The sequence below is a fragment of the Psychrobacter arcticus 273-4 genome (genome assembly GCF_000012305.1).
In the GTDB taxonomy this organism is placed as follows: Bacteria; Pseudomonadota; Gammaproteobacteria; order Pseudomonadales; family Moraxellaceae; genus Psychrobacter; species Psychrobacter arcticus.
The window spans coordinates 2067991-2088710 of record NC_007204.1 but is presented as its reverse complement, the minus strand read 5'-3'; the positions used below and the strand labels follow the sequence as shown (position 1 = coordinate 2088710).

Sequence of the window (20720 nt, the reverse complement as noted above, 5' to 3'; positions counted from 1 at the left end):
ACATCCCATTTGTCTTCAGAAAGTCATAGATTTTTTCTTGCGTCGGGGCAAAGCAGTGATTTTCTTTATTCCTTCTCGCAAACAAAAAAAAGGCCACTCCCTAAAGAGTAGCCTTTCATCAACAATTCACTAATTTTTATTAGCTCACTTCTTTCATCGCTTGCTTAAGCATCGGCTTCAAGAACTCACCAGTATACGAGCCTTTGACTTCTGCCACTTCCTCAGGCGTACCTTCCGCGATAATCAGTCCACCACCTTTACCACCTTCAGGACCCAAATCAATCACCCAATCCGCAGTTTTAATTACGTCAAGATTGTGCTCAATGACCACGATGGTATTCCCTTTATCGCGTAGCGCATGCAGGATATGGAGTAGCTTATCGATATCATGGAAATGCAAACCAGTAGTTGGCTCATCCAAGATATACAGCGTCTGTCCGGTATCACGCTTCGCCAGCTCACGTGCTAATTTAACCCGCTGCGCTTCACCACCTGATAACGTCGGTGCAGACTGACCCAAGCGGATATAGCTTAAACCGACATCCATTAATGCTTGCAAACGACGGTAAATCGCTGGAATGGCAGAGAAAAACTCAGTGGCATCTTCAACGGTCATATCTAGGACGTCGGCGATGTTTTTACCTTTATAGTGAATCTCTAAAGTCTCGCGATTATAGCGCTTGCCTTCACAAGTATCACACGGCACATACATGTCGGGCAAAAAGTGCATCTCGACCTTGATAAGACCATCACCTTGACACATCTCGCAGCGTCCGCCTTTGACGTTGAAGCTAAAGCGACCAGCTTTATAACCACGAGCACGCGCTTCTTGCGTTTGTGCAAACATTTCACGAACAGGCGTAAACACGCCAGTATACGTCGCTGGATTTGAGCGCGGCGTACGACCAATGGGGCTTTGATCGATATCGACCATTTTGTCCAAATGCTCAAGACCGCTGATGCTGTCATGCTTATCCGCGATGAGCGTTGAGGCATTATTTAACTGCGTCGCTGCCAATGGCATTAAGGTACGGTTAATCAAGGTTGATTTACCTGAACCCGATACCCCAGTAATACAAGTCATTATGCCTATTGGCAAGGTCAAGTCAACGTCGTGTAAGTTGTTGCCTGATGCGCCTTTGAGCTCAATAGTCATCGGAACTTGTTTGGGCTTAGCTTTACCTTTGACTTCCATATCGATAGTTTTGGCTTTATGACGAATGGCTGGAATCTCGATTTTCCTCTTACCAGACATATATTGTCCAGTCAGCGATTCTTTATTCGCCATGATGTCATCGACTGTGCCTTGGGCAATAATGTGACCGCCATGTATGCCGGCGCCGACACCGATATCGATGACATGATCCGCTTGGCGAATGGCATCTTCATCGTGCTCAACGACCAGTACGGTATTACCCAAATCACGCAAGCGCGTTAAGGTTTTTAGCAAGCGATCATTATCGCGCTGATGTAGACCGATGGATGGCTCATCGAGTACATACATCACACCCATCAGACCTGCACCAATTTGGCTGGCAAGACGAATACGTTGCGCTTCACCGCCTGATAGCGTTTCAGCAGAGCGCGCAAGCGACAGGTAATCAAGTCCGACACTGACGAGGAAGTTTAGACGCTCATTAATCTCTTTAAAGATTTTTTCTGCAACTTCGCCTTTATGACCACCAATTTTTATTGTTTTATAATATTCAGCGGCATCACCGATAGATAGTTTGACAATTTCAGCAATCGTTTGATCGTCAACGCGGACATTGCGTGAGATCTCATTCAAACGTGCACCATCGCAGACGTTACAAGTAGTATCAGCCAAGTATTTAGCTAACTCGTCACGGACTAGGTTGCTTTGGGTTTTGGCATAACGGCGCTCTAAATAAGGCAGTACACCTTCAAATGGTACGGTTGTATTGGTTTTTCGACCGCGCTCATCAGTAAAGTTAAAGGTGAGCTTTTCTTTACCAGAACCCTGCATGATGATATCTTGCTGCGCTTTTGGCAGCTCTTGCCACGGTGCATCCATATCGATTTTAAAATGATTGCAGACGGTAGAGAGCAGACCAAAGTAATAGGCATGACGCTTATCCCAACCATTAATCGCACCTTGATTGAGCGATTTTTCATGATGGGTGATCAGCTTTTCAGCAGAAAAATACTGACGTTTACCGAGACCATCACAACTTGGGCAAGCACCGTACGGGTTGTTAAAACTGAACATGCGCGGCTCAAGCTCAGACACTGCGCGATCACAAACAGGACAAGAGTGCTTGGCTGACATCACTTGGTTTTCATCACCGCCTTCTTTTGGGTTGCCATCCATAAAATGTAGCGTGACCAGCCCTTGACCCAAGCGCAGTGCTGTCTCCAAGCTTTCAGCGACACGATTACCCAAGTCATCACGGACTTTAAAGCGATCAACCACGACTTCAATGGTATGTTTTTTCTTCTTATCGAGTGTCGGTAGCTCGTCGGTATCGTAGACATCACCATCGACGCGCACGCGTACAAAGCCTTGACCAATCAACTGCTCAAGTAAGACGGTATGCTCGCCTTTACGTTCACGAATCACGGGCGCAAGAATCATAATCTTCGTATCATCGGGCAACGCCATGACTTGATCGACCATTTCAGTCACCGACTGTGCGACCATTGGCTCGCCATGCTCTGGGCAATAAGGCGTGCCGATACGCGCATAGAGCAGGCGCAAGTAGTCATAAATCTCGGTAATCGTACCGACCGTTGAGCGTGGGTTATGGTTGGTCGATTTTTGCTCGATAGCAATCGCTGGTGATAAGCCCTCGATACTATCGACGTCCGGCTTCTCCATCTGCGAGAGGAACTGACGCGCATACGCCGATAAGCTCTCGACATAACGACGTTGGCCTTCAGCATAAAGGGTATCGAATGCCAATGACGATTTACCAGAACCTGATAAACCAGTAATGACCACGAATTTATCTCGTGGAATGTCTAAATCGATATTTTTTAGATTATGAGTGCGTGCGCCGCGAACCTTAATATACTCGTGTGCCATCGGTTGAGGGTTTCCTATTTGCTAAATGGTATTTTAAAAGGTATGTAAAATTTAAAAGGGTCAATCAATATGAGTCAAATGATTCATCGAAAGCGTGGATAATTTTAAAAATGCTATAGTCGATTCCAAATAAAGTAGATACATCATGTTTTGACGCGGCACTGGTATAAATTTTTCTGGCGTGCTGTGCCTGCGCAGACAGAGGCTGCAAAAAATTCATTCCAGTCCCGCTGTATCGTTTTTATACTGGGCTTACTATATTCAAATTACTATGGCTTTATAAAAAATGTGCATTTTTCACAAAGCCATAGTAATGGTTGTCTATCTTAGATCATGCCTTTAATAGTTGAAATGGATAAAGGTAATCTAAATAAAGGTTAACTAATATGAGTGGTTTGTTATAAATTTAGCCGAACAACGTCGTTTTACAAAAAGATTTATCATAAAATTTTTTTAGATAACCATGTTCAGATAACTCAGATAACCATGTTCTCAACGTCTTACTTTATTGTCATGATAGCCACATTATTCAAGGTGTAATGACCTATGAGATGCACTTGGTAACAAAATTATCGCGTAAAATTAATGGCTTAAGTCAGTGTCCGCTATGATGCTGGAGTAGGAAGGCAAAAGTCTCGGCAAGCAAACGGCGAATGTCTTATACTAGTGAGCTTAATTTGTAGGCTAAAGCCTTGATACAGTCGTAATAATACAAGCAGAGCTGCAGCAGTGATAAACCAGCAATGATGAACCAGTGAGGCAAGTATGAATAGCGTAGAAAAACGGGCAATCCTCGGGGTCGGTGGTATTTTTGCCTTGCGGATGATTGGTTTGTTTATGATTGTGCCAGTATTTTCTGTGTATGGTGATAATTATGCACATGCGACGCCGTTTCTGATCGGTTTGGCAGTCGGTATTTATGGGCTAGGGCAGGCGATATTTCAGATCCCGATGAGCCTTGCCGCTGATAAGTTTCCACGTAAACCGATTATATTTTTAGGTCTGATATTATTTGCGCTTGGTGGTATTATCGCCGCCAATGCGACGGATATTTACGAGGTCATTATTGGTCGTGCGCTGGCAGGTAGTGGTGCGGTCTCTGCGGTCTTGATGGCGCTACTAGCGGATGTGACTCGTGAAGAGATGCGCACCAAAGCGATGGCGACGATGGGTTTGACCATTGCGACCTCCATCATGCTCGCGTTTGCCTTTGGTCCCTTATTAGTCGGCTCACTTGGTATTTCTGGGCTGTTTTGGTTGACCGCAGGCTTTGCTGTTTTGGCGATGTTATTACTACTGTTCGTGCCGACACCACTACGGGTACTTAAGCATAACTTAGACAATAAATCGATTGGTCAACAGTTAGCGACAGTCTTAAAAATCGGTGATTTAAACCGATTGCATATTGGTATTTTTGCCCTGCATTTAACCATGACGGCGATATTTGTTATTTTGCCGCATCAGCTCAATGAAGTACTAGGATTGTCGGTACGTCAGCAAGGGTTGGTTTATTTGCCTTTACTGTTCATCGGTTTTGCTGTCGCGATACCTTTTATTATTATCGCCGAAAAGAAACGTAAAATGCGCCAAGTATTTTTGGGCGCGATTGCACTGATGACGGTTGCCTTAGCGTTATTGGCGCTCGGTGGTCAGGTTGGCGTCGGTATTATATTAGGCTTGTTGCTCTACTTTATGGGCTTTAATTTACTTGAAGCAACCATTCCTTCATGGATATCTAAGCGCGCGCCAGTCGCCAATAAAGCCACTGCGATGGGGCTGAATTCATCCAGTCAGTTCTTTGGTGCTTTTGTTGGTGGTGCGATGGGCGGACTATTATTAAGTCAGCCTAATTTGTTGGCATGGGGCATCTTGGCAATTATAATGGCGGCCTCTTTATTGCTGATTATTCCTATTGCCGATCCACCATATTTATCGAGCACGACTGTGACGATACCTAAGAATATCGATATTCAGGACTGGTCACGGCAAATGCTGGCAGTAGATGGTGTTGATGAGCTTGTCGTCATGGCAAAAGAACAAGTGGCTTATTTAAAATTGGACAAGACACAGCTTACAGATACTTCGCGACAGGAGCTGTCGCATTTGGCGCAAAGCCCTCTAGATATTTAACAGAAAAATGGTTAAAGTAAAAGTATATTACTGCTAAGATTAATGCTTTATATTAAAGATTCGATTTAAAGATTGTAATAAAATTATTCATAAATAAAAGGACGATATCATGCGCGGTGTTAATAAAGTTATCATCATCGGTAACCTCGGTGCAGACCCTGAGGCACGTCAATTCAATAACGGCGGTAGCGTGACCAATATCTCGGTTGCGACATCAGAGCAGTGGACAGACAAGCAAAGCGGTGAAAAAAGAGAAGCAACAGAATGGCATCGTATTTCATTGTTCAATCGCTTGGGTGAAATCGCCGCGCAGTATCTTCGTAAAGGCAGTAAAGTCTATATTGAAGGCAGCTTGCGCACCCGTAAATATCAAGATCCCAATGGACAAGACCGTTATATTACTGAAATTCGTGCTGAACAAATGCAGATGCTAGATGGTGCGACAGGTGGTAGTGGCGATGGCAGTGGCTTTGCTAGCAATAACCAACAAGGTGGCTATGGCAATCAGGGTGGCGGATTTAGTAACCAAGGTGGCCAGAACGACTATGGTCAGCAAGGAGGCAATCAGCCAGCTCATCAAGGTGGTTATAACCAAGGTGGCGGTGCAGCTCAAGGTGGCCATCAAAACATCTTTAATAATCAAAAAGCGCCTGCGCAGCAAAAACCGTTCGATCAGCCAACTCAAGCACCGGCACAGTCGAAACCGACTGCCATGCTAGATGGTCCTGTAGACGATGACATTCCTTTCTAGGATATACCTTAGCGTTATCTGTAAAGAAATAACCTTAGAGTCTTGCTAACGCAAGGCTTTTTAGTACATACAGATAATGAAAGTATAAAGAGTCATCAATATATTCGAATCACTCTGAAACCGATACAGCGCTGTTAGGAGGGATGTCTTGCAGCCTTTCTTGTGCAAAGAATGTATTATAGTTGGTGAAAAGTAATATCGATACAACACGTACTACTGGTGCAAATTTTTCTTGCTTGCTGTGCCTACGCAGACAGAGGCTGCAAAAAATTTACACCAGCAATACTGTAGCGACTTTAAAGTATTTCAACTATATCATTTGAAAAAGCATACTTATCATACCAATGATGAATTTTGGAGTTTATTGATGACGGCGACTGGCGCATCAGGTATCCATGTCGTAAGAACGGATATTTTTCCTTTGATTGATACTCATACTCATTTTGATGCTCCGGTATTTGATGAGGATAGAGATGAGCAGGCGCAATTTGCGTATGATAAAGGAGTGCGTCATTTAGTCTTGGTTGGCTATTTATACCGACATTTTGCGCGGCTTTACGAGAATCAGAAGCAGCTAAAAAAGCCTTGTCAGTTGGATACAAAAAACTATCTAAAACAAGAGAAGTTTTTTCCTAAAGTACATATTGCGCTAGGCTTGCATCCTTTTTATATTGAGCAGCATACAGAAGCCCATTTAGAAGAAATGGCGCAGATGCTAGACAAACAGCGTCCATTGGCCATTGGTGAGATTGGTTTAGATACTTTTACCGATGCCATGAAGCAGCCTGAGATGTTTGCTAAACAGCAGCGGTTTTTTAGTGCGCAGTTAGATATGGCAGTGGCGCATCAACTACCTGTTATGCTACATATTCGTAAAGCCCATGCCGAAGCGTTAGCTTTATTAAAAGCGCATGATTATGATGCTCATGAACTGGGTGGCATTGCCCATAGTTTTAGTGGCGGTGTACAAGAAGCAAAGGCATTTGCGAAATTAGGGTTTAAGCTTGGCGTGACAGGTCAAATAACCAATCCGAATGCGAAAAAGCTGCGCCTTGCTATCCAAGCGGCAGTCGATAGCTATGGTATCGACTGCTTGGTTATTGAGACAGATTGTCCAGATATGATGCCTATCCTGTGCCAGACGGTAGATAGTCATTTAGATACTGCGACATACAGTAGCGCGTCGGCGCTTGGACAAAATAAAGAGCATGAAGGGGGTGATACGTCTATGCATAGTAGAAATGTTCCTGCTAATTTGCTTTATGTGTTATATAGCTTAAGTGAGTTGCTAAATGTTCCCACCGCTATTCTCGCTCAGAAATTGTGGCTTAATAGTTGCAGTGCTTTGCAAACTAAGTGGTCCTATCCACTTTGAAGTTTTTAGCGAACATTGATTAATAAACAAACCGTTTAACAATAAAATTTTTAAAAGAGTTTCTAAATCATTATGAATGAAGATACACAGGGGCAGTCAAGCATCACCCAGCCAGAGCCTGTTGAAGAGCAGATATCGGTACCTGAAGTATTGACAACATCCGATAGGGATGCCGAGCAGTATGAGCGCCGTTTTAAAGGGACTCAGACACTGTATGGTACTTCTGCAGTAGATACATTTGCTACTGCACATGTCTACGTCATTGGTATCGGCGGTGTGGGCTCTTGGGCAGCAGAAGCTTTAGCACGCACAGCAGTCGGTAATATCACGTTAATTGATTTGGATATATTAGTGGCATCCAATGTCAATCGGCAGTTGCCCGCTTTAGATAGCACCTTTGGGCAAAGTAAAATTGAGGCGATGGCAGCACGTATCCGTGAGATAAATCCAAAAGTAACTCTGCATTTGATTGATGACTTTTTGACCACTGAAAACGTAGCGACCTTGCTACCCAGTCGTGAAGAAGCAAAAATGGCGGCTCAAACCACTCCTATTGTGATTTTAGATTGTGTCGATGATATGGATGCCAAGCTTGCTATTGCCTTGCATTGCCGCTTTAACAAACTAAAATTGGTCTGCGCTGGCGGAGCAGGTGGTAAAATAGATCCCAGTCAGATTAGAATCGGCGATTTACGTGACACCTATCAAGATCCGTTATTGGCCAAATTACGTAACAAACTGCGTCATGAAAAAGGCATCAATAGTGCCTTAAAAGAGAAATTTGGTATCAAGTGTGTCTATTCGACAGAACCACCGCGTGTAGACAAAAGCTGTCAAGTAGGTGGTTTACACTGTGGTGGTTATGGTTCGGCGGTAGTCGTCACATCAGTGGTTGCCATGCTGATGGTGAGTGAGGCATTACAATTATTGCTCAAGCAGGCGGCTGTTAAACCAAGCCTCTGATATGAATTTATGGAGTTCATCTTGTTTACATCCAACTTACCAGAACTTGGTTACCCTATCGCAATAGATGAAGTTGAGCGTATCAATAAGCTCAAAAAATATTAGGTACTTATATTCGGTATTTATATTAGATACTTAATGAAATTACCCCCATAAGTTGGACACAACTTATGGGGGTAATTTCATAGAGCGGTTAAGCTTTTTTGTTATTACAGATAGATAAAAGCGATTAGTTAACGCGCGTTTGGTAGTCACCAGTACGCGTATCCACACGTACCACTTCACCTTGCTGTACAAATAATGGTACACGAACCACGGCACCGGTTTCTAACGTTGCAGGCTTTCCGCCGCCACCTGAAGTATCACCACGTACGCCCGGATCGGTTTCGGTGATTTGCAATTCAACGAAGTTTGGCGGTGTTACTGAAAGAGGAGCACCGTTGAATAAAGTGATGGTACATAGTGCATTGCTGTTTTCTTTTAGCCACTTTGTTGAATCGCTCATCGCTGTTTTGTCCGCTTGAATCTGCTCAAAACTCTCAGGATGCATAAAATGCCAAAACTCACCATCGTTATAGAGATAGTTCATTTCAGTGTCCATGACATCAGCAGCTTCTAAGCTATCGCCTGACTTAAAAGTTTGCTCCAATACTTTACCACTACGAAGATTGCGCAATTTAACACGGTTAAAGGCCTGTCCTTTACCTGGTTTGACAAACTCGTTTTCAAGAATGGCACAAGGGTTGCCATCGAGCATAACTTTGAGACCAGCTTTAAATTCATTGGTAGAAAAACTTGCCACGGAAGACTCCTAAGGATTAAGAAAAAAGGGTTTATAAAAAAGGTGATAAATGTTATCAGGGAAAAATGAGTGCCAGATCTACTGTGCTAAAAAGCATTAGCCATTTTAGTATATAAAGGATAGGATGTATGCTTTGATAGGCGACACCCTAACAGCGTATAATATCGCCTTTTAGGCACAGGTAGTAGCTTGTCATGATAAACCATTTAATCACACAAAAAAACTGGCAAACACAATTATCCGAAGCCATTACCTCTATTGATGAGCTGCTTGAGATATTACAGCTACAGTCACTGCGCTCAGAGGTCTACGTGCCTGAGCATTTTGAGCTGCGAGTACCGCGCGCTTTTGTGGCAAAAATGACCGTTGGCGATCGTGATGACCCTTTATTAAGACAGGTATTACCCCATCAAAAAGAGCGAATTACAGTGGCGGGTTATGTGGCCGACCCATTAGCCGAAAACGCTCATAACCCCGTCAAAGGCGTGCTGCATAAATATCAATCAAGATTACTATTAACCCTTACCGGTGCTTGCGCGATTCATTGTCGTTATTGCTTTCGTCAACATTTTGACTATAGTGCCAATATGCCAACTGCCAGCGCAAAACAGGATATTATCGATTATATCAGCGCCCATCCTGAGATTAATGAGATTATCTTAAGCGGCGGTGATCCATTAAATGTGACCAATAGACGCTTATTTGCTTGGCTAGATACCTTGGAGGCGATTGAGCAATTGACAACCATCCGCATACATACTCGTCTGCCGTTAGTGATTCCAGCAAGGCTTGATGATGCGCTATTAGAGCGTTTGGCTCAAAGTTGTTGTCAAATCGTAATGGTCATTCATGGTAATCATGCAAATGAGATTGATACGTTGACAGCAGAGTATTTGCGCCGCGCGCGTGCTGCAGGAATTACTTTATTAAATCAAGCGGTACTTTTAAAAGGTATCAACGACAGCGTTAGTGCGCAAATGGCATTAAGTCAGCGTTTATTTGCCGCAGGCGTATTGCCTTATTATCTACATGTGCTGGATAAAGTGGCGGGCGCCGCTCATTTTGATCGTGATGAGCGCTCAGCAATCGAGCTTTATTGGTCCTTATTGGCTAAGTTACCTGGCTACCTAGTGCCTAAGCTAGTAAGGGAGTTGCCAAACAAACCTTTTAAAGTACCGATTAATGTTTATAATGATAAATAAAGTTTGCACTATAATAGGCTGTTTATTTTGACAACAATAACAACGATGTTGTTTCTTATATCCTGCTATTTTTCATATATAGTCGGTGAAAAGTAATATCGATACAATACAACACAACACGTACTACTGGTGCAAATTTTTCTTGCTTGCTGTGCCTACGCAGACAGAGGCTGCAAAAAATTTACACCAGCAATACGGTAGCGACTTTAAAGTATTTCAACTATATTTGACTACAGCGCAGCGGCGACTCATATTATTTTATAAGATTAAAAAGGCTTTCTATGCGTACTCAGTCCCTCTTGAAATTATTGGTTATCGATGCTGACCAGCTTTATGCTGAGCGCCTTGTACACTTGCTAGGTTCGTACTATGACAGCGTGAATTTAGGTTTTTTGGATGATAAAGATGAGTTGCTAAAATCATTACGTCAATCATGGGATGTGTTGGTTTTTGGTCAAGCGTATGATATGAAGTTTACCGACGTGGTTGCTATCATTCAAGAGCAAAATATTGACTTACCATTGGTTTGTTTGATAAATAAAGATACTGCAGGCAATGCTCATAATGAGGAAGGCTTGCCGTCTATCGTGAATGGTACGATGGTTAAGGCACTCTATGCAGAGCAAGAAATGGCAGTCATCATGGCTATTTGCTTGTTGCAAGAAAACTTGCACAGTCGCCAACAGCTCAAGACATTGCAATCTGTGCTCTCTGAGGCAGAACAGCGCGCAAATGTACTGATTAAAAACTCGAAAAGCGCAGTCGCATACATTGATCAAGGTATTCATATCTTTGCTAATGATCCGTATCTGCAGTTATTTGGTTTTGAGGCGATGAACGATATCATCGGTATACCTGTGATTGATTTGATTGCAGGCGGTGACAATGTTAAAGCCGTTAAACAGTTTTTGCGTCAGTTTGACAAAGGGAACCGTAAAGACGTTGAGTTTAATTTTGAGAGTCGACGTACGGATGGCAGTACGTTTGAAGCAAAATTACAGTTGGCAGTAGCGACATTAGAGGGTGAGCCAGTCACCCAGATTATTATTCAACAAAATAACAGCAATAGTATGGAGGTCGCTAAACGTTTGGCTGAAGCTGAGCGTAAAGACAGCTTAACGGGCATTGATAATCGCCACAGCTTTGAAGAGCAGTTAACGGCATTATATGAGCAGGCAAGAAAGGGCGCTTTGACGGCCGCGCTTTTGTATGTGCAACTCGATAATATCGGAAAAATTAGAAGCAGTTTAGGTCTGCAAGGTATTGATAGTACCGTGAAACAAGTCGCTAATACCTTAGATGAGCTGGTAGTCGATGGTCATGTCAGCCGCTTTAGTGATACGGCATTTACTATTTTGGTAGAAAATCAGACGACAGCCACGCTTGAAAAGCTGGCTGAGCAAATTGGTATGAGTATCAGTAATATGCTGATTGAAGTGGATAAGCGTACAACCAGCACGACAGCAAGTATTGCCATTGTTAAAATTGAAAAAAATACGCCTGAGCCAAGAGTACTACTTGAGCGCGCCATGGATGCTATTAATCAAATCATGATTGAGACCTCCAATCATGGCGGTCGCTATCATCTATATGATGCAAGTGAACACGCCAATAGTGACGATCATGCGCTAGCAGAGTCTCTGGTCGATGCTATTACGAATAATCGCTTTGAGTTATTGTTCCAGCCGATATATGACATTAATAATGACCGTAGTGACTTTTTTGAGGTATTCCTGCAGCTGCCACTAGCAGATGCTAATAATACTATACTGACTCCAGATCAGTTTATGGCGGTTGCCAAATCTCATCAATTGTTAGAAAAAATAGACCGCTGGGTATTGATTAACGCCTGTAAAAGAATCAATGAAGTGCGCAAAACTCATCCAGAGGCGCGGTTACTAGTACAGATGACCAATGCGTCTTTAGTCGATAAAAAACTACCCAGTGTTGCAAGCCAGCTCATCAATGCCATCGGTGGTAAAGCTGGGGCGTTGACACTTCAGTTCAATGAAAAAGACATCTCAGATTACTTAACGGTAGCAAAATTTCAATTTACCGCGCTCAGTCAGATAAACTGCCAGCTTGGCATCAATAATTTTGGCTCATCTATAAAATCTGTGGAGCTTGCCAATTTTGTTCATCCCGATGTGGTGCGCTTAGCCCATAATTATGTCGAAGGGATTGATGCCGCTGAAAATTTAGAAACGGTCAAATCAATTATCGTACGTACCAATGAGAGTAACGTTGATGTATTGATGCCTTATATTGAAGATGCTGCGACCATGTCTGTTGCATGGAGTGTAGGCGTACGCTACCTACAAGGCAATTATCTAGAAGTGCCGAGTAACACCATCAAAGTCTCTAATGAGAGTTAAGCCTTACTTTATATTCATAAACACTATATAAGTACTATGCGTTTATTGTCTACATACGGCTATCGATGTCTATCAACCTTTGCATTATAGGATGGTTGATGTAGACTCATACACATCAATACCTCTCAATTAAAGATGACAACATGTCTATGGTCAATAAATATCAACTGGGCGCTATGCTTGCCGCCGCTTTGCTGCTAAGTGCTTGTGAGAAAACACCCCCTGATTATCGCGCTCCTGTCACGCTACCGCTTTATACTGAAGGCGATGCCGATAATGGTGCACTCATATATCAAGATGCTTGTGGTCAGTGCCATCAGTTAAACCCTGGTCTCAATAAAAAAGGCCCGCAGCTGATGAATATTTATGGCGCGCCGGCAGCTGAACTTGCAGATTATACTTATAGTGAAGGACTAAAAGCGTCAGGTTGGGTTTGGGATGCTCAAACGCTTGATACTTATATTACCGATGCTGAAAAAGCCATGCCAGACTCAAAAATGCTGTCAGATCCGATGCCAGATGCTGAAGAGCGTGCTGATGTGATTGCCTATTTGTCTACCCTTCGCGCAGCTGCCCCGATCGTTGAAGATGATAAATAACGCTTACCTGGTACCTCTTATTTGCCTTATAAATTAAGCCCATAATCGCCCATAACGCAGCCACTAATATGCCTCTCTCATCTAGACATCAGTCGATACCAGAAACGCGCACTCAAACGGTGCCTAGTGCTGCTGACTATAGCGATAACCAGCAAAAAATCGCTCAGTTAATGGCACAATTAAATCAAATCGTACTGGATAAATCGCAGGTAGTTAAGCTTGCGCTTAGCGGCATTTTAGCAGGCGGGCATTTATTACTACAAGACTTGCCGGGTATGGGTAAGACTACCTTGGCGCAAGGGCTAGCACAACTGTTAGGGTTAGGCTTTAGCCGTGTGCAGTTCACCAATGATATGCTGCCTGCTGATATATTGGGCATGAGTATCTACGATCAAAATAAGCTGCAATTTGAGTTTCGAGCAGGTCCTATCTTTACTCAGCTGCTGCTCGCTGATGAGATCAATCGCTCAAGTCCCAAAACCCAGAGCGCTTTACTTGAAGCGATGGAGGAGCGGCAGGTAACACAAGATGGGCAAACCTATCCCTTACCCGAGCCATTTTTTGTCATAGCAACTCAAAACCCTTTGCAGCAAGCGGGTGTTTACCCACTTCCTGAGTCTCAGCTAGATCGATTCTTATTATGCTTGTCGCTCGGTTATCCATCACCGGCAGCAGAACGGGCGTTGTTAAAAGGTCAAGATCGCCGCGAGCTGTTAAAAGGTTTGGATACGGTGCTTGATACAGAAGCTGTTTTATTGGCGCAGCAAGGGGTTAAGAAGGTGTATATCGCCGATGTGGTATTGGACTATCTTCAGCGTCTGGTCGCAAAGACGCGGGCAAGCCAAGAGTATCATGGTCTATCGCCGCGCGGTGTGTTGTCGCTACAGCGCGCCGCGCAGGCTTATGCCTATGTATCGGGACATATGGAGGTCACACCTGAAGATATTCAAGCGGTATTTGCTGCAGTCACCGACCATCGTCTTGGTCAGCGTTTTATGCCAGCCCATGTGACCGGCGGACAAGCTACCGCAACCATTTCTCAACGTATTTTGGCAGAAGTGGCGGTTATTGTTTAAATAGTTACTCAACATATCGTGATCAAAATTTTTCGCCGAATATCGATAATATTATCAATTTTATGGTAACGATAAGGTAGCCATGAGCCTTTTGCCAAAAGCCTTCACCTCAGCAGCCAATCGATGGTTCGCCGCGCGTGCACCTACCAGTGATAGCGCTGTACTCAATCTACGTAATGTCTATATATTTTTTAGCCGTGAAGGTATGCTGTTTGCTGTGCTGCTGGTCATCACCTTTATTGCTGGTATCAACTATGGTAATAACTTGGTACTGGGCTTGTGCTTTTATCTGATTAGCGTTTGGTTGATCAGCTTTCATGTGACCTTTGCTCATATTTCAGGCTTGAAGATACGTCTATTAGAAGTGACCATGGCAGAAGCAGGCGCGCCTACTTGGGTTACTTTACAACTACAGAGTGACAGTCGCCAACCTAGACGCCAGTTATTATTTAGCTTTGATCCAGTTGATAAAAAGACTGACAGGAAAACTGATAAGAAAACTGATAAGAAAACTGATAAGAAAATTAAGCATAATGCCGAGAGTCAGCATTCAGTGCTTGTTACACGGCTAAAAGGTGAACAGATTATTCGTTTACCTGTGCAAACGCACGTACGTGGACCGCTTAAATTACCAAGATTGACCATAACAACCGTTTACCCTTTGGGTATCATGCGGGCATGGTCTTATGTGTATTTTGCCCGTAAGGCTTGGGTCTATCCAAAACCTGAAGCATTCGATTGGCAAGCTCAGTATGCAATCGCAAGTCAAGAAAATTTACCTATAGGCGGGCAGTATCGGCAAGGTCAAGATGACTTTGAGCGGCTAGATAGCTATATCGAAGGAGAGTCATTGGCACGGGTGTCTTGGGGACATGTAGCGCGCGGTCAAGGTATGTTGACCAAGCACTTTGCCGATCCTGTCGGTCATGAGCAAACGTTGAATTATGCCGATATGCCAGCTGCGCACCATGAACAGAAGCTGGCACAACTGGCTCATGGGGCCCTCACGTTAGGACAATTGGGCGTGCCGTTTAATATGTGCTTACCAAATGAGGCATCGTCTGATGTTTCCTCTGCGACAATGATGGGCGAGGGTGACAGCTTTGCGCAAGCTTGCTTGCTAAGGTTGGCAAAAGCGCCATGAACAACTCTAAACGATCTACCTCAAATGACATTGAAAATGTATCAGTCGATTTTTATGCGAAAAACTCTATACAGTCAGCCAGTTTTGAGCAGTTGGCAATAGGTCAAAGCATCCGCTCTAATATTGAACGGGATAATGCTAAAAAATGGTATCGCAATCTCTTAGCACTACCAGCCTATTACTGGGTACTAATTGCCCAAGTCGTCATTATATTACCTCATGCGGCACACTTACCATTGTGGTTAATGGGCTTTGCCGTGGTCAGCATTATTGCGCAACTGCCACGTATCAAAGCACGATTTAAAAAACTAAACCATTTAAAACGTGTCTATCAAGGCATGCAAATGCTTGGCTTCTTATTAGGGCTGGCGGGTTTGTGGTTAACTTACAATACAGCATTTGGGCTTGATATGGGCGTGGCATTTTTAGTGCTATGCCTTATTAGTAAACTGTGGGAGTTGTATCAGCGCCGTGATGCTTACGTGGCCCTAAATTTATCGTTATTTGTGTTGGCAGCGTTGTTTTTGATGGACCAAGGTATTGTCACTACCTTGGAGGTAATCATCGGGGCAGTCATTGTATTATTGGCATTTATCGCGCTAAACGATGATGGTAATAGTCACGGTGATGGTCGTCTGCGTACCTTAGGTGTATTGGGCATTGGAGCATTGCCATTATTGGTGGTGCTGTTTTTATTCTTTCCGCGCTTGCCGCCGCTATGGTCAGTACAGTTGTCAGGTCAGCAAGCGACCACGGGCGTCTCTGATAGCATGTCACCGGGTGATTTCGCTAATTTGGGTCAGTCAACCGAACTGGCATTTCGCGTAGAGTTTACAGACGATAGACCCCCGCAGCAGGAGTTGTATTGGCGCGGCTTGGTATTTAGCGACTTTGATGGTGTTACTTGGCGTCCAAGCCCTCAGCAGCGAGTATGGCAGCCTACGTTGCCCATACCTACTTGGATTGAAAACGCATTTTCGACTGTCCCTGATGCGGTGAAAGCTACCCCCAATAACTATCAGATTATCTTGGAACCTACTCAGCAGAACTGGCTATTTGGACTCGATTATCCATTTACCCAGCAGCAAGATGTCAGTATCACATCGGACTTTACCTTATTAAAAGACCAGCCTGTCACGCAGCAGCTGCGCTACGATGTGGCACAGTTTGCGCAGATGCAGATTGATCCTATTCTCACTGATGAAGCGCGACGTCTGAATCTTGATCTGCCCAAAAATGGCAATCCACAAGCACGAGCATTGGCTAAGCAGTTATATGCTCAGTCAGGGTCAGATCCTGTACGCTATATGGCGGCTATTGAGCGCTGGATTCATCAGACAGAATTTCGTTATACGCTATCGCCGCCACGACTCAATGCCAACCGTATTGATGAGTTTTTATTTGAGACCAAAGCGGGATTCTGTGAGCATTATTCTTCAAGCTTTACCTTTATGATGCGAGCTGCTGGTATTCCTGCGCGAGTAGTGGCAGGCTATCAAGGTGGCGAGCCCAGCCGCAATGGTAATGTTTGGGAAGTGCGGCAGATGGACGCGCATGCTTGGACTGAAGTATGGCTTGAGGGGCAAGGCTGGGTGCGTGTAGATCCGACTGCGTTTGTAGCACCTGAGCGCGTCAATCAAGGCATGAATATGCTGACGCAGGCACAAGGAGCGACTATGTTTGGGGAGGGCGCTGGCGCACAAATCAGCTATCAGCAGTATCAAATGCTACAAACCTTGCGCCGTTTGTCTGACCAAGCCAGTTACTATTGGCAAAAAGACGTCGTTGGCTATGATCAAGACAAGCAAGCTGACTCTCTATTAAAGTGGTTTAATATCCGCTCAATGATGCAGCAAATAATCTGGTTGGCAGCGATCGCTGTCATTATTATGGCTGTTTTAGTGCTTATTATTTGGCAACACCGTCGCAAACGCTGGCACCCAGCAGATCTGCCGCTTATTCATTTATCAAAGCGTCTTAGCAAAAATAATAAAGCGCTGGCTCGTAATGAAAGCGAAGGGCAACTGGCTTGGCTTGGGCGCTTGGCAACGGCAGTTGATACAAATGATCGTATAAAACCTGAAACAAACACTGGGGCAAATACTCAAAGTAGTAGTCCTAGTCAGTTGGTAGACAGCTATGATTTAACAGCGGTTCAAATAAAAATCGAGCAGATTAAACAAGATTATCGCCAACTGCGTTATGGGCGTTTGAGCACAATAGATATGAGTGATAATGAGTGTCAGCAAGTGCTAAAGCAGCTGAAAAAAAATGCAAGGGAATTATTAAGCCTATACTGATTACCCTTTATACACGTACTAGAGTAAAAATGCTTAAAAGATGAATGATACTGTGTTCATCCACCTTTTTTATTGATATTTTGTGGAATTTTACTTGGCAACTGCCGCTCTACTGACACCATCAAGGGCTTTTGAAATATTATTAATGACGGTATCACAGCCTTTGATATTATGACGTGTCTTTAAGTATTCAGGATCGTTGTATGACAGCCAGACCTTTTTATCCGCGTCTTCACTAATAAGAATTTTTTGTGGTAAATCGATAGCGACGCTTTGCTCGCATTGCATCAAGGGCGTACCCGCTTTGGGATTGCCAAACATGATGACTTGCGTTGGTCTTAGCGCTAGACTGACGCCCTGTGCATTTTTCTGATGATCGACTCGGGCAAATACTTTCATACCTTTGCTTTCAATAATCGATGCCAGCTTATCAGCGGTATCATTGACCGAATGAGGGCTTTGCAAGGTGACTAGTCCCTTGTTAGTATTCATAGAAGACGTTGTATTTGCAGTCAAAGCGTTGTCATCAGAGGAGTTTAAAGTAGTGCCAACACTTGCGCAAGATGAGATAGCAAGAGCTAAAGCGGTAATAGAAACGATTTTTATCATAAGTTCACCTGTCAGTTATTAGTAAGTGTTGGCACTATCAAATACTTATTGTGCGGAATAAAAACCATCATTACAACAGGCTTTAAGGCATTTTACGCCAAATGCTCTGCCAGATAGTCTACCAATAGTCTGATTTTTGGTGATAAATGACGATTGTGCGGGTAGATGGCCCAAATCCCTTCTTCTTGCTCTCTATATTCATCCAATACTGTCATCAGACGTCCTGTTACGAGGTGTTTTTGCACATAGTAATCCGGCAGTTGTACGATACCAAGCCCCTTTAGCGCCGCATCGACTAAGCTATAACCACTGTTATAACGTATCTTGCCGCTCACGCGTATATTGCGCTCCGTATCTTCTTCTTTAAAATGCCAATAATCCAATGTACCCAGTAAGCAGCTGTATTGACTGAGTTCATCCAAGGTTTTTGGGCGGCCATATTTCTTAAAATAAGTGGGCGCTGCACAGACGAAATTGGTACGGTGGCTGAGTTTTTTTGCCATCATTGTAGAGTCGCTCAGCTTGCCGATACGTATTGCCAAGTCATAACCACCTTCAATCAAATCAATCTTTTGATTGCTCAAAAAAGCCGTCACTTCGATATCACTATATTGCACCATAAAATCATTCACCAGTGGCAATAGCTGCTGCTCTCCATAGGTCACAGGAGCTGTGAGATTGATTCGACCTTGCGGTTTGGACTGCAAATTACTGACCGCTTGCTCTGCGGCATCTAATCCATCAAGGATGCTGCGGCAATGCTGATAAAACACGCGGCCTTCTTCTGTCAATGATACTTTACGCGTGGTTCGGTATAGCAGCTTGGTATTGAGCCGTTCCTCCAATGCAGTGACCTGTCGGCTAACTTGTGCCGTCGAAATTGCAAGCTTTGCCGCCGCTTTAGTAAAACTCTCAAGTTCTGCTACGTAGACAAACTCACTGATACCATCCCACTTCATGATTATTACCACTGTGTAAAAGATATTTGTAAATATGCTATATTATCATTAGCAGGAAAGTATTATAAAATAATCATAATATTAAAATTCAACCTATTAAAAAGTGAGACTTTTATGTCAGATAAATTTATTAAATCCAAAGCCGCCATTGCATGGGGTCCAAATCAGCCATTATCGATTGAAGAAGTAGACGTGATGCTGCCACGTAAAGGCGAAGTATTGGTAAAAATCATTGCCAGTGGCGTCTGTCATACCGATGCATTTACCTTATCTGGTGAAGACCCAGAAGGCGTATTCCCAGCAATTTTAGGTCATGAAGGCGGCGGTATCGTTGAGCAAATCGGCGAAGGCGTGACCAGCGTCCAAGTTGGCGATCATGTCATTCCTTTATATACTGCAGAATGTGGCGAATGTAAATTCTGTACTTCAGGTAAAACCAACCTATGCTCAGCGGTGCGTGAGACTCAAGGTAAAGGTTTGATGCCAGATGGCACCACCCGTTTTTATAAAGACGGTCAGCCCATTTATCATTACATGGGTTGTTCAACTTTCTCTGAATATACCGTCTTACCAGAGATCTCTTTAGCCAAAGTCAGTAAAGAAGCGCCGTTAGAAAAAGTTTGCTTGCTTGGTTGTGGCGTGACCACCGGTATGGGCGCGGTCATGAATACGGCTAAGGTTGAAGAAGGCGCTACCGTTGCTGTTTTTGGTCTTGGTGGTATTGGCTTAGCGGCCGTTATCGGTGCAAAAATGGCAAAAGCCAGCCGTATTATCGGCGTTGATATCAATGAAGATAAATTTGAGTTGGCCAAAAAATTAGGCGCGACTGATTGCATCAATTCTAAAGACTATGACAAGCCTATCCAAGAGGTCATCGTTGAGATGACTGATGGCGGCGTAGACTATTCGTTTGAATGTATCGGTAACGTCGATGTCATGCGCTCAGCGCTTGAATGCTGCCATAAAGGCTGGGGCGAGTCGGTCATCATCGGTGTTGCTGGTGCAGGCAAAGAAATCTCAACCCGTCCATTCCAGCTAGTGACCGGTCGAGTCTGGAAAGGCTCAGCATTTGGCGGCGTCAAAGGCCGTACGGAACTGCCAGGTTACGTCGAACGTTATCTAGAGGGTGAGATTCCATTAAATGACTTTATTACTCATACGATGCCATTAGAAAACATCAATGAAGCGTTTGACTTGATGCATAAGGGTGAGAGTATTCGTACGGTTATTCATTTCGATATGTAATCCAGCATGATTGAGCTTTCGCTTTTGACATAAAAAATGCGGCATCTATAATGAACTGACCCCCATAAGTTGGACACAACTTATGGGGGTCAGTTCATTATAGTTTGTGCTTCTTTATCATGATTTAGAGACATAAATAGTTGG

The 20720-nt window shown here is 43.8% G+C and carries 15 protein-coding genes; 11 read left to right on the top strand and 4 right to left on the bottom strand.

Annotation, left to right across the window (positions count from 1 at the left end; translation table 11 throughout):
• Window positions 1-139: 139 nt before the first annotated feature.
• Complete coding sequence (gene uvrA / locus PSYC_RS08735) at window positions 140-3046, bottom strand: excinuclease ABC subunit UvrA (protein ID WP_011280949.1); 2907 nt, start codon at window positions 3044-3046, stop codon at window positions 140-142.
• Between the two features lie 765 nt (window positions 3047-3811).
• Here uvrA and PSYC_RS08730 point away from each other — a divergent pair.
• From PSYC_RS08730 to PSYC_RS08715, 4 genes are all read left to right on the top strand, one after another.
• Window positions 3812-5176, top strand: a complete 1365-nt coding sequence (locus PSYC_RS08730; RefSeq protein WP_011280948.1) for an MFS transporter — start codon at window positions 3812-3814, stop codon at window positions 5174-5176.
• Between the two features lie 109 nt (window positions 5177-5285).
• Window positions 5286-5927 carry a single-stranded DNA-binding protein gene (ssb, locus tag PSYC_RS08725; protein ID WP_011280947.1) on the top strand — a complete coding sequence of 214 codons (642 nt, stop codon included), beginning with the start codon at window positions 5286-5288 and terminating at the stop codon, window positions 5925-5927.
• 367 nt (window positions 5928-6294) lie between these two features.
• A complete protein-coding gene (locus tag PSYC_RS08720) occupies window positions 6295-7302 on the top strand; it encodes a TatD family hydrolase (protein WP_011280946.1) in 1008 nt (335 codons plus the stop codon).
• A 72-nt stretch (window positions 7303-7374) separates the two neighbouring features.
• Entirely contained in the window at window positions 7375-8265 is an 891-nt protein-coding gene (locus tag PSYC_RS08715; RefSeq protein ID WP_011280945.1) for a tRNA threonylcarbamoyladenosine dehydratase, read from the top strand.
• A gap of 229 nt (window positions 8266-8494) precedes the next feature.
• Here PSYC_RS08715 and efp read toward each other — a convergent pair whose 3' ends face one another.
• Window positions 8495-9067, bottom strand: coding sequence for an elongation factor P (efp, locus tag PSYC_RS08710; RefSeq protein WP_011280944.1), 573 nt, complete (start codon window positions 9065-9067; stop codon window positions 8495-8497).
• 194 nt (window positions 9068-9261) lie between these two features.
• Here efp and epmB point away from each other — a divergent pair, with 194 nt between their 5' ends.
• From epmB to PSYC_RS08680, 6 genes are all read left to right on the top strand, one after another.
• Window positions 9262-10269: an EF-P beta-lysylation protein EpmB gene (gene epmB / locus PSYC_RS08705; RefSeq protein ID WP_011280943.1), complete on the top strand. Its 1008-nt coding sequence runs from the start codon at window positions 9262-9264 to the stop codon at window positions 10267-10269.
• A gap of 281 nt (window positions 10270-10550) precedes the next feature.
• A complete protein-coding gene (locus tag PSYC_RS08700) occupies window positions 10551-12644 on the top strand; it encodes an EAL domain-containing protein (RefSeq protein ID WP_011280942.1) in 2094 nt (697 codons plus the stop codon).
• 143 nt (window positions 12645-12787) lie between these two features.
• The gene (locus PSYC_RS08695) at window positions 12788-13243 is read left to right on the top strand and encodes a c-type cytochrome (protein WP_011280941.1); all 456 of its coding nucleotides are present in this window, start codon (window positions 12788-12790) and stop codon (window positions 13241-13243) included.
• Window positions 13244-13311: 68 nt separating this feature from the next.
• Window positions 13312-14319 (top strand): AAA family ATPase, encoded by a 1008-nt coding sequence (locus tag PSYC_RS08690; protein WP_011280940.1) that lies wholly within the window; start codon window positions 13312-13314, stop codon window positions 14317-14319.
• An 82-nt stretch (window positions 14320-14401) separates the two neighbouring features.
• Complete coding sequence (locus tag PSYC_RS08685; RefSeq protein ID WP_011280939.1) at window positions 14402-15463, top strand: hypothetical protein; 1062 nt, start codon at window positions 14402-14404, stop codon at window positions 15461-15463.
• Window positions 15460-17763, top strand: coding sequence for a transglutaminaseTgpA domain-containing protein (locus PSYC_RS08680; RefSeq protein WP_011280938.1), 2304 nt, complete (start codon window positions 15460-15462; stop codon window positions 17761-17763). Before PSYC_RS08685 ends, PSYC_RS08680 begins: the two co-directional genes overlap by 4 nt.
• 90 nt (window positions 17764-17853) lie before the next feature.
• Here PSYC_RS08680 and PSYC_RS08675 read toward each other — a convergent pair whose 3' ends face one another.
• Complete coding sequence (locus tag PSYC_RS08675) at window positions 17854-18372, bottom strand: DUF302 domain-containing protein (RefSeq protein WP_011280937.1); 519 nt, start codon at window positions 18370-18372, stop codon at window positions 17854-17856.
• A gap of 92 nt (window positions 18373-18464) precedes the next feature.
• Window positions 18465-19331 (bottom strand): LysR family transcriptional regulator, encoded by an 867-nt coding sequence (locus PSYC_RS08670; protein ID WP_011280936.1) that lies wholly within the window; start codon window positions 19329-19331, stop codon window positions 18465-18467.
• Between the two features lie 114 nt (window positions 19332-19445).
• Between PSYC_RS08670 and PSYC_RS08665 the strand changes: the two genes are divergently transcribed.
• Window positions 19446-20576, top strand: coding sequence for an S-(hydroxymethyl)glutathione dehydrogenase/class III alcohol dehydrogenase (locus tag PSYC_RS08665; protein ID WP_011280935.1), 1131 nt, complete (start codon window positions 19446-19448; stop codon window positions 20574-20576).
• Window positions 20577-20720: the final 144 nt, after the last annotated feature.

What these genes read in the sequence shown, in the direction of transcription:
- uvrA (WP_011280949.1), bottom strand. Translation starts at nt 3,046, where the DNA reads ATGGCACACGAGTATATTAAGGTTCGCGGCGCACGCACTCATAATCTA.
- PSYC_RS08730 (WP_011280948.1), top strand. Translation starts at nt 3,812, where the DNA reads ATGAATAGCGTAGAAAAACGGGCAATCCTCGGGGTCGGTGGTATTTTT.
- ssb (WP_011280947.1), top strand. Translation starts at nt 5,286, where the DNA reads ATGCGCGGTGTTAATAAAGTTATCATCATCGGTAACCTCGGTGCAGAC.
- PSYC_RS08720 (WP_011280946.1), top strand. Translation starts at nt 6,295, where the DNA reads ATGACGGCGACTGGCGCATCAGGTATCCATGTCGTAAGAACGGATATT.
- PSYC_RS08715 (WP_011280945.1), top strand. Translation starts at nt 7,375, where the DNA reads ATGAATGAAGATACACAGGGGCAGTCAAGCATCACCCAGCCAGAGCCT.
- epmB (WP_011280943.1), top strand. Translation starts at nt 9,262, where the DNA reads ATGATAAACCATTTAATCACACAAAAAAACTGGCAAACACAATTATCC.
- PSYC_RS08700 (WP_011280942.1), top strand. Translation starts at nt 10,551, where the DNA reads ATGCGTACTCAGTCCCTCTTGAAATTATTGGTTATCGATGCTGACCAG.
- PSYC_RS08695 (WP_011280941.1), top strand. Translation starts at nt 12,788, where the DNA reads ATGTCTATGGTCAATAAATATCAACTGGGCGCTATGCTTGCCGCCGCT.
- PSYC_RS08690 (WP_011280940.1), top strand. Translation starts at nt 13,312, where the DNA reads ATGCCTCTCTCATCTAGACATCAGTCGATACCAGAAACGCGCACTCAA.
- PSYC_RS08685 (WP_011280939.1), top strand. Translation starts at nt 14,402, where the DNA reads ATGAGCCTTTTGCCAAAAGCCTTCACCTCAGCAGCCAATCGATGGTTC.
- PSYC_RS08680 (WP_011280938.1), top strand. Translation starts at nt 15,460, where the DNA reads ATGAACAACTCTAAACGATCTACCTCAAATGACATTGAAAATGTATCA.
- PSYC_RS08675 (WP_011280937.1), bottom strand. Translation starts at nt 18,372, where the DNA reads ATGATAAAAATCGTTTCTATTACCGCTTTAGCTCTTGCTATCTCATCT.
- PSYC_RS08670 (WP_011280936.1), bottom strand. Translation starts at nt 19,331, where the DNA reads ATGAAGTGGGATGGTATCAGTGAGTTTGTCTACGTAGCAGAACTTGAG.
- PSYC_RS08665 (WP_011280935.1), top strand. Translation starts at nt 19,446, where the DNA reads ATGTCAGATAAATTTATTAAATCCAAAGCCGCCATTGCATGGGGTCCA.